The following is a 9205-nucleotide window of genomic DNA, read 5'->3' as shown; positions in this document are numbered from 1 at the left end:
CGAGTTGGGAACCTCTCCGCCGTGGGAGCCCGTCTGTGACGGGAACCCCACGACTGAAGCCGTGGGAGGAAGTCAGAGACGCCAATAGCTGTTTCAACCCGTGAGCGTTCTGCATACGTCTCATCGAGCTGGCGTTGTCAGAGACGAACTGTGTCGCTGTGTTCTTTGATCCGCTTCTCGACGCGATATTCTATGTCTGGTGGATCGTCTGTATTCCGTGGGTTGTACGGCGCTATCGGCACGACTGACTGCCCCAGCAGCCAGTCGTGCCACCCCAGCATATCGAACTCTGAATCACCGAGGAACCAGCGTGGAGTGTCGACGGCGAGCGCGTCACGTGTGACGCGCATCGCCGTCTCCTCGTCAACTTTCTTCGCCGGAGTGAACGCTGCTGCGACCGGTATATTGTCTGCGGCGGTGACGACACAGCAGCCGTAGCCGTAGTAATAGTCGTCTTCTGCGTGGTCGTAGTTCCAGTCGGCGTCCTCGTCACGCTGATCAACCGGGATATCTGTCCCATCGATGCGGAAGAGCTTGCCGAGCGGCACCTGCTCGGCAAGCTCATGGACCAACTCGATGAATACGTCTTTGGCGACGAGTTCGAAGTCTGTGATGAACCGGGAGAGTGTCCGCCGGGACGGCGGACTCTCGGAGCCACACTGTCGCCAAACATCCTCGTTGTGGAGTTCCCGCGCCATCGGACGAGGACCGTAGATATCGTGGTAGAAGCAGTGAAGGACACCTTTCAGGAGTTCTGGTGGCTCGTGAACCCGTGCTCGCCCCCTCAGATCGGGGGCGAACACGGGATAGTCAGTGAGAAACGACAGATCAAGGTGTTCGAATAGTGCCTTTGTCTCTGTCTCCAGTGTTTTGAAAACCAATTCGACCGTACCGTTACTTGGTAGGACGGAGCTGGTCTTGGACACATCAGATTCGTCCTACCGCTTCCTTGTGAGAACTTCTGCACCACCGCCTGATAATAATGTGTAATACTCTGATTCCGACCGTGAGAATCCTCGCTTGAGTGTGAGCCATATTTGAAATTCCAACGATGAGGACCGCTTCCCTACGTACAGAACTGCTCTGTATAGCGTATCCACACTCACGAAGTGCTGCTGTGGCGTCGACTCGATAGATCGTTCTTTACGGAGCAGACTCTCATCCTCCCATCTGTGGACCAATCAGGAGGAAGGCACGGCCGCTGAGAGCGAGAGCGCGTGTGATCTCTCATTGCTTGTCGTCCGTCCGGATGTTCGGTCGCGAAGTCGGAGATCACGACTTCGGCACCGAGATGGAAGACACTGTCTTCTCGAACAAGTTCCCACTCCGTATTCATCCGCTCCCAGTTGTTGGCGAGCGTTCGTTTCACATCGCTATCGAAGCAGTTACTAGCGCTGTAATGGGAACCGAGGCCCTCGGTATGGTTGAGCATGAATTGACATGTCTCACCGGAGCTTCGTCGACAATAATCGTCACAGTCATTTTCTCACCGATCACAGAGCGGTAACGCAGGCAGGAAGTTCGCCATATGGATCCGTATTTTTGCGATTGGGAGAACAGCGACGCCGGGCCGTCCAGTACGGCCTCGCAGTCGGCGGCCTGATCCGCACTCGCAACACGCTCCCCGTCGGCATCAATCGGATAGATCCGGTGCATCAACCCGAACAGCTTCAGATAGAGGGTCTTATAGGACGATTACCACACCGATTTTCTGAGGCCCCGAATTACTCAATGTGAGCAAAACAACGACCGAATCTTGATGTCTTGGAGCTGCAAGCTGCGTGAGGAGGTCGCTCGTCCTAAGTTACCCGATAGTATAAAATACATAAGTTTGGCCTCGTTGAAATCCTCAGAGGGTAACAGATTCACTTACTGAATGCTGATTGATGAACGATGTTCCAAAATCCGACCTGCTTCGGTTTGTCGAACGAACATTCGAGTTGGCGCAACAGGTGATTGCCCGCTACTCGTTGAAATGCTCCAAACGACGATACACCCGCCCTCAGCAGGTTGTCTTGCTCTGTCTCAAACTGAAGAAGACGACCACATACCGGGACCTCGTTGACGAACTCATCGAGATGCCTCGCATTCGTGATGCCCTCAATCTTGATTCAATCCCTGCACCATCCACACTCTGCAAAGCGTTCGATCGCCTGGAGATGGCCGTCTGGCGTGTTCTGCTGCGGGTCTCACTCGTTGGACTTCCACTGGATGGCGTAACTGGCATCGATGCGTCCGGATTTGAGCGAGCGCATGCCTCAGCACATTACACCAAGCGAACCAACCTTACGATACAACAGTTGAAGACGACGCTATTGGTCGATACCGCGACCAACGCAGTGCTCGACATTCACGCGACGACAACACGAAAGCACGGTACACAGATTGCACCACAGGTTGTGAAACGCAACGTCGAGTCGATTACAGTACTGGCCGGTGACAAGGGGTATGATGACCAGAAGCTCCGACGTCTCGCCTGTGACCACGACGTTCGACCACTCATCAAGCACCGGGAGTTCTCGTCACTCCACAAGGCATGGAACACACGGCTGGACACTGACCTCTATCATCAACGGAACATGAACGAGACAGTCAACGCGGCGATTAAACAGAAGTTCGGTGCATTTGTACGGTCACGTGTCTAGTGGAAGCAGTTCCGCGAACTCGTCATCAAATGCGTCGTTCACAACATCGAGCGGGAGATACTCTGATCTGACCGGATTACACGTATCCCCGATTTCACTGTTTGGATAGGAACCCGAGGAAGTTTTTATATCATAAAAAAGTTAGGGTATGACACTGGTCGTTCCGTTCGACGGGTCTGACCTCGCTGAAGCAGCGCTTGTCCGGGCAACTGAGTTCGGGAGCGTATTTGACGAAGATGTGCTGGCTGTAAGTGTAATCCCAAAGGGAAACAAGGAGTATGCCAGAGAACACGGCTGGATTGGGCAAGACAAAGAGTTTGACCTGAAATCTGTTGTGTCAATATTACAGAAAATCAAGGAGAAAGCCCACGACTTTAGTCGTGGGATGAATCCGACATCCCACCACACCATCCACGTTCGGTAGCAGGCTTGAGTCTCCCACGCTAATACCTGCCTTTACAAACCAGCATTTCGTAAGATATTGTGATGAAGCGAACCAACCAGTTTGACGTTCATCCTCGCTCTGCGAAAGAGCGCGAGGTGTTCGTTCGCTGGTTGGACGCTTCTGCAAGTCTCTGGAACGAGACCAATTATGCTCGCCGCCAAGCCTTCCTCGAAGACGATGAAAGCGTCTGGGACGCCGACACCGGCAGTCTCGAAGGCAAGTACAAAGGCGTTCTCAGCAGTTCGGTTGCCCAGCAAATCATCCGCAAAAACTCGGAATCGTGGCGGTCGTTCTTCAGTAGTAACGAGAAATTCCACGCTGGGAAACTCGATGAGAAACCGTCGCCACCGGGGTACTGGGGGAACGAAGAAGACGGACGAGTGCTTCGCACGTACGTTCGCAACGACCAGTACACCATTGAGTACGGGAACCGCTCCCGTCTCGAAATCCCGATTGGTTCCGAACTCAAAGACGAACTTGGGTTGAACCGGAATCAGCGCCTTCGCGTTGAGATTGCTGGCGACCCGAAGTGGGACGGCGAGCAGGGCCGACTCGAACTCGTGTATGACGAACTCGCAGACACTTTCAGGGCTTATCAACCAGTTGCCATCGACGATTCTCGACTGGATTCACTACTGGCTTCGGAAGAAGCCGCTCTGGACGTTGGCGCGAACAACCTCGCCGCCTGCACGACTACGACCGGTCAACAACTCCTGTACGAAGGGCGTGACCTGTTCGAACAGTTCCGAGAAACCACGGAACAAATAGCGCACTACCAATCTCTACTCGAAACCCAATGTGAGTCGAGTAAACGCATCGACCGCTTGTACCGCAAGCGCACGAATCGGCGAAATCACGCTCAAGACAGCCTTGTTCGTGACCTCGTAGAACGCCTATATGACGAAGGTGTCTCGACGCTGCACGTGGGAGACATCAAAGGCGTTCTCTCAACGCACTGGTCGCCGCGTGTGAACGAGAAGACGCACAATTTCTGGGCGTACCGCCGGTTCATCAACCGCCTCAAAGACGTGTGTGAAGAGTACGGAATCACGGTCAATGAGGCGTCAGAGGCGTGGACGAGTCAAGAGTGTCCTGAGTGCGGCGAGCGCAAAGAAACAGTTCGTCACGAGGATTCGTTGACGTGTCCGTGTGGATTCGAGGGACACGCTGACCTCGTTGCCTCGGAATCGTTCCTGAGACGGCAGAACAACACAATAGGGTTGATGGCACGGCCCGTGTACCTCAAGTGGAACAATCACGAATGGCGGGAACACCACAACCCGCTCTCTCTCGCGGTGGAGACAACAGCCAACGAGGAGTACACAAATCAGAGTACCGCTACACGCGGGAATATCGCTCTCGGGGACTCAGACGACTGAGACTCCCACGAGAGGAATCCCACGACTTCAGTCGTGGGTGGATGTCAAGAGCAGGCACGACTTGCTGAAGATGACAATCACTTCGTTCGACAACTCGGGGGTCGTAGACGCCGCGCGTGGTGAGTCCGAGCGGCCTCACGGCGCCGTTTCACCGCCCGGTAGCGACCGCCGGAACGGCAGCCACTTATCACAGGATAAACATATACTTAATTACACCGGTGATCAAATACCATTAATGGACTCTAGTGAACCGGTGATCGATGTACTTCGAAGCGCGTATTCAGAAGAATTTGGAGACCGTGACGAACTACCGGACGAACTCAATCGTTCTCGAATGGATTCGAGCACAGGAGATCAAGAAGAGTCTTGAGGCGGACATCGCAGAGGAACTTGGTCACGCCGGGGAACTCGGACAGCGACTCAAGCAACTCAACGCCAATCCCCCGGGGTCAGCAGCGTTCACCGCTCAGCAGGAGAGTCTCCAACCACCGGAGGATTCAACCGATGTCCTCGCCGTAATCAACGGCGTTCTGGACGCGGAAGACGGTGCAATCTCGCCGTACCAGCAGTTGGTCGAACTCGCGCAGGCGGCCGACGACCCGGCAACCGTGGATCTGGCAGTAGAGATTCTGGCCGGCGAGGAGACCCACCGCTCTGAGCTCCGGGGGTTCAGAAAGGAGTATAGCGGGGACTGACGCGCTCAAATGCCTCCGCAACCGTGACCTTGATCAGGAGTTGTTAGTAAGGTACTCGTTGACAAGGGCCGCCTCGGCCCTGCGAAGCCGGTACGAGACGGTCGATCGCGGACACTCCAATTCGGTTGCGAGTTCATCTAATGTCGTCTCCCTCGGTGTTCGGTAGTAGCCCTCCTTTGCGGCCTTTTCGAGAACGTGGTGTTGTTCCGGCTGGATCGCGACCGAATTGAAGAGGGTGAGCACCGAGCCGGTGGAATCTCCGATGTGATGGAAATGAAAGGAGAGTCCGCCGCCCAATCTACCCTGCAGAGTGTCGTATAACATTCCTACCTTCTTGTCGTCCTCCATCAGGATCCGCCACTTCTCGGTGCCCCCCCGGCGGGTTACCTCAAAGAGCAGCGCGCCATCTAGGTACTGGTTCGTTATGATCGGCACGGAGTCGCATCGGGCCAACTTATCGAAGTAATTATATATTAGGCTTCGGCCGGGTTCCCGTTCCAGTACGTCGGTGTATTGACGTGCGTCGTAGCTCCGGTCGCTGACGCTCAGTTGATCGTACGACGTGTCAGTTAGCAGTGATGTGGCATCTTCCACGGCGGCAGTCGGGCCGACCGTACGGTCTAGCTTCCAGAGTTTCGCATCACCCATCGAACAGAGAAGCGCGTTTGAGCTCGCTTCTGGGCTCTCGATGAACACATCCATCAGTTCGTCAGATCCCGGAGCGTATCTAATCTCAAAGACGAACTCACGCATTCAATGTATCGTTGACCGGCGAGCATACAGTCGGTTTCGGTTCCCACCGGCTTCCATCCCAGTCGACCATTCGGAGCGATCACCGCCGACCGAACGCTGTCGGCTGCGAAGACCCGGCTTGTCGCCCAGCAGCGGCAGACTGAGATAGTTCGACTCCAACCGATTCCAATACGTGGAGATGTACAGGAAGCCGGCCCGACTCCTGATACTTGGGCCCACGGTCAATTCTATTCAATATATGTATATAATTCATGCCGCTGAGTATTAATTGTGACGCTGGTGGTCGCCGCCGAAACCGCAGGTGTCCTTCGTTACCGGTAGACAAGATGAATACCCCAAGGCTTGACATCGGACATAATACCGACAACTTGTGAGTGTTAAGAATATGAACGCGAAGGGGATGCTCGAACAGTCGTACAACGCCCGGAATAAGCAGGGTGCAGCGTGCCGACAGTTCATTACACTTTTTAAAAAGGCCGACGTATGTGGCTATGATGTCATTGAAGCGGGAGGATTTGGGGCTTGCGCACGGAGCAATATGCCGGAACGCTGACCACTTAGCATCTGGGGAGTGGCTCCCGGCCGGGCATTTAATTACGGTCCCCCGAGAGCAGTTACTCCGAATCGGGTATCGGATCCAGACTGTACGACGCGACGACTAACGCTCCGGATATGAGTACTAGATTCTTGAGTATGTATTGGCCCTCTAAGCTGGGCACCAGCGGGAATGTTGTGAACGAGACGTCAGGCAGGAGCACCAACGGGAGGAAGGTCCCGGCTATCTGGAGCAACAACAGCGCGATGCCGGCCCTCAGCAGCCGCTCGTGCAGCAGACAGACGCCGATCAGCATCTCCCAGACGCCCAGAACCGGAACGAACAGTTCCGGCGGCAGGAAGTAGACCGTTTTACTGACGATTTCGGTTGCTGAACTTACCCCGATAGGCTTGAGTACGCCGAACCAGAAGAAAATGACTGCCAAGCTGTATCTCAGCAGGGAGACGCTGTACTCGTCTAAGAGCAGAATGATTCGCTCGTCAAGTGCCATGACCTTCTGTCGGTTTTCAGTGTCCATCATGCTCCACGGAAAGTGGATTGGTGCCTCATGACCGTCTCGGGTGCCCGGGTTATCACCCGCTGGTTCGTCGGTTCTCATCACACTTGTTGTATGCGGAAGGATCGCATTGAATACTCGTTTGGCACAGGACAACGCAGGAGCCCACGAAGCCAACCGGAACATCTCTGCCCGCAGTAAGACCACGCTGAGAGGGTGACGCCGCGCTTTTGATCAAGCGTTTGCTGGTGCGGCTCCAAAGGGATTTCAGACAGCAGGGAGGTGTCGCTGCCCGGCGACAGGGGGCGAGTGAAGCGAGCGACCGAAGCAAAAGGTCGATATGTGGGCAGAGTTCCACGGCTGATTCTACCGCACAGACGTGAAAGAAAGCTGAGACAACTTTCTATAACAGCCTATAGCGTTACGGCAGGGAGCAAACCCGAACTGGGATTGAAACACTGTTACTCGCATCGCCTGCGTGCTTTCCCAACGCTTGTTTGGCTAAGTGCCGACACTGCTCAACGAAGTTGAGGAGATCAATCTCCATGGACAGAATCGAATTCCTCGACTTCACCCTTCTAACCCGTGATATCAGCTAATTAGGTCGCTGTTCAATACGAAAAACTTTCACAAATATGCGACTCTTAATAAATGGAGATTGTCGGCTACGTGGTACTGTACAGCACAATGCTAAAATTGCAGTCCAAGCTCAATATTAACAGGGGGAAGGCGGAAAGTAACTTGAGAATCAGAGAACCGTATCGATTATTAGGTCCCCGAATCGTTCTATTCGGGCGAAACAGGCCCAACTCAGAACTGGCGGGGAAATCGCAAGGTCTAAAGGATTGCAGTTCTTATGCAAAACTGTGAGAACTCGCGCCCAAGTAATTGGTATTGCACTGTTATTGATGACAGCAGCCATACCTGCAGCGGCGGGGATGGCGTCGGCCGAAATGTATCATGAAGTCAGCGACCCGACTCTCGAGACGACAGTCGATGGATCAAATGTCTTGAGCCCGGGAGCAACAACAACTGTCGGGGTTCTCGTGCGCAACACTGGAGAGGTGGAGGTAGACGGCCCGACCGACCGGTTTGAGCGCACAGTTCAGAGTTTATCTCTCCGGCCTGGCGCGGCCCTATCGACGACAGTGACCGTCAAATCTGGGTCAGCCCCGCTGACTGTCCGGACAGGTGAACAGGCAGTTGCCCCCATTGCCGTCGACAGCATGCAACGAGTGCCGATCGAACTGGAGGTAGATGAAGAGGCGACGCCCGGGACCTATCGGCTCCCGGTGGAGATGACCTACCGTTATCTCGACAGGTTGCACATCGATGAGGACGACACCACCACGTATTACGAGACTAAAACGGTTGAGCGAAGTCTTATTGTTCGTGTTGAGTCGGCTGCACAGTTTGAGGTGGTGTCGGTGACCGGCGATGGCCTGACTGAGGGGGGCGACGGTGAGGTGCAGGCGACCGTCCGTAACACTGGAACTGAGACTGCATCAAACGCTGCGCTCCGCCTGCACGCCACGGACTGGTTGACTCCGCGAAGCTCTAATGCCGGGATCGGCACGCTCGACCCAAACGAGACGGCAACAGCGACGTTCCGGGTTGGTGTCAACGATGTCTCGGCGGGCGATCACGCGGTTAGGTTCTCGCTGCGCTACGATGACGCGAACGGTGTCGTCTCTGAGACGCCTGTCCACACTGGCACGGTGACAACCGGTGAGGGACCACAGTTCAGTGTGAAGACGAGCGCTGAGGCGCTGTATGTCGATTCGACCGGCGTCGTCACGCTGACAGTGCGCAACACCGGCGACACTACCGCCCAGAACGCACGGGTCCAGCTACGCGAGTCGTCACCGTTAATACCCGTCTCTGGGTCAGCGAGTCTCGGAGACCTCGCTCCGGGCGAAACCGCAACTGCGCCACTCCGGATTGAGGTTGGCGACGTCGCAGCTGGTGAATATCCACTTTCGGCCGTTATCAAGCGTGATGACAGCTTCGGCGACCCCGTGACGTCCGAGGTCCGGACTGGCACAGTGACCGCCAATGAGGGACCGGAGTTCGCTGTGAATGCGAGCGCTGAAGCGCTGTATGTCGATTCAACTGGCGCCGTCACGCTAACAGTGCGTAACACCGGCGACACTACCGCCCAGAACGCACGGGTCCAGCTACGCGAGTCGTCACCGTTAATACCCGTCTCTGGGTCAGCGAGTCTCGGAGACCTCGC

The 9205-nt window shown here is 55.2% G+C and carries 6 protein-coding genes and 4 pseudogenes; 5 read left to right on the top strand and 5 right to left on the bottom strand.

Features of this window, described 5'->3' with window-relative positions; all coding sequences use genetic code 11:
• Positions 1-137: 137 nt before the first annotated feature.
• Positions 138-926, bottom strand: coding sequence for a transposase (locus DP107_RS19025; protein ID WP_144263661.1), 789 nt, complete (start codon positions 924-926; stop codon positions 138-140).
• A 302-nt stretch (positions 927-1228) separates the two neighbouring features.
• Positions 1229-1677 (bottom strand): annotated as a pseudogene (locus tag DP107_RS19020) (DUF790 family protein); the annotation flags it as partial.
• 209 nt (positions 1678-1886) lie between these two features.
• Here DP107_RS19020 and DP107_RS19015 point away from each other — a divergent pair.
• The 4 genes and pseudogenes from DP107_RS19015 to DP107_RS19000 all read left to right on the top strand — a co-directional run bounded on the left by DP107_RS19015 (position 1887) and on the right by DP107_RS19000 (position 5164).
• Positions 1887-2711, top strand: a pseudogene (locus DP107_RS19015) (IS5 family transposase).
• 82 nt (positions 2712-2793) lie between these two features.
• Positions 2794-3069 carry a hypothetical protein gene (locus DP107_RS19010; RefSeq protein ID WP_238330966.1) on the top strand — a complete coding sequence of 92 codons (276 nt, stop codon included), beginning with the start codon at positions 2794-2796 and terminating at the stop codon, positions 3067-3069.
• Between the two features lie 62 nt (positions 3070-3131).
• Entirely contained in the window at positions 3132-4469 is a 1338-nt protein-coding gene (locus DP107_RS19005) for an RNA-guided endonuclease InsQ/TnpB family protein (RefSeq protein ID WP_144263660.1), read from the top strand.
• A gap of 235 nt (positions 4470-4704) precedes the next feature.
• Positions 4705-5164, top strand: a pseudogene (locus DP107_RS19000) (ferritin-like domain-containing protein).
• Positions 5165-5197: 33 nt separating this feature from the next.
• Here the strand turns inward: DP107_RS19000 and DP107_RS18995 are convergent.
• The 3 genes and pseudogenes from DP107_RS18995 to DP107_RS21605 all read right to left on the bottom strand — a co-directional run.
• Entirely contained in the window at positions 5198-5917 is a 720-nt protein-coding gene (locus DP107_RS18995) for a helix-turn-helix domain-containing protein (protein WP_144263659.1), read from the bottom strand.
• Positions 5918-6531: 614 nt separating this feature from the next.
• Positions 6532-6993 (bottom strand): DoxX family protein, encoded by a 462-nt coding sequence (locus tag DP107_RS18985; RefSeq protein WP_202877464.1) that lies wholly within the window; start codon positions 6991-6993, stop codon positions 6532-6534.
• Positions 6994-7429: 436 nt separating this feature from the next.
• Positions 7430-7516 (bottom strand): annotated as a pseudogene (locus DP107_RS21605) (IS5/IS1182 family transposase); the annotation flags it as partial.
• A 361-nt stretch (positions 7517-7877) separates the two neighbouring features.
• Between DP107_RS21605 and DP107_RS18980 the strand changes: the two are divergent.
• A partial coding sequence (locus DP107_RS18980; protein ID WP_144263658.1) for a COG1361 S-layer family protein occupies positions 7878-9205 on the top strand: 1328 nt, incomplete at its 3' end.

It is taken from the genome of Haloglomus irregulare (assembly GCF_007421925.1).
Lineage (GTDB): Archaea > Halobacteriota > Halobacteria > Halobacteriales > Haloarculaceae > Haloglomus > Haloglomus irregulare.
Note: the sequence above shows the minus strand (reverse complement) of the source record. Positions and strands in the feature narration are given on the sequence as shown.

Excerpts from the sequence above, each read along its gene's own strand:
- DP107_RS18985 (WP_202877464.1), bottom strand. The coding sequence starts at position 6,993 with ATGATGGACACTGAAAACCGACAGAAGGTCATGGCACTTGACGAGCGA.
- DP107_RS19010 (WP_238330966.1), top strand. The coding sequence starts at position 2,794 with ATGACACTGGTCGTTCCGTTCGACGGGTCTGACCTCGCTGAAGCAGCG.
- DP107_RS18995 (WP_144263659.1), bottom strand. The coding sequence starts at position 5,917 with ATGCGTGAGTTCGTCTTTGAGATTAGATACGCTCCGGGATCTGACGAA.
- DP107_RS19005 (WP_144263660.1), top strand. The coding sequence starts at position 3,132 with ATGAAGCGAACCAACCAGTTTGACGTTCATCCTCGCTCTGCGAAAGAG.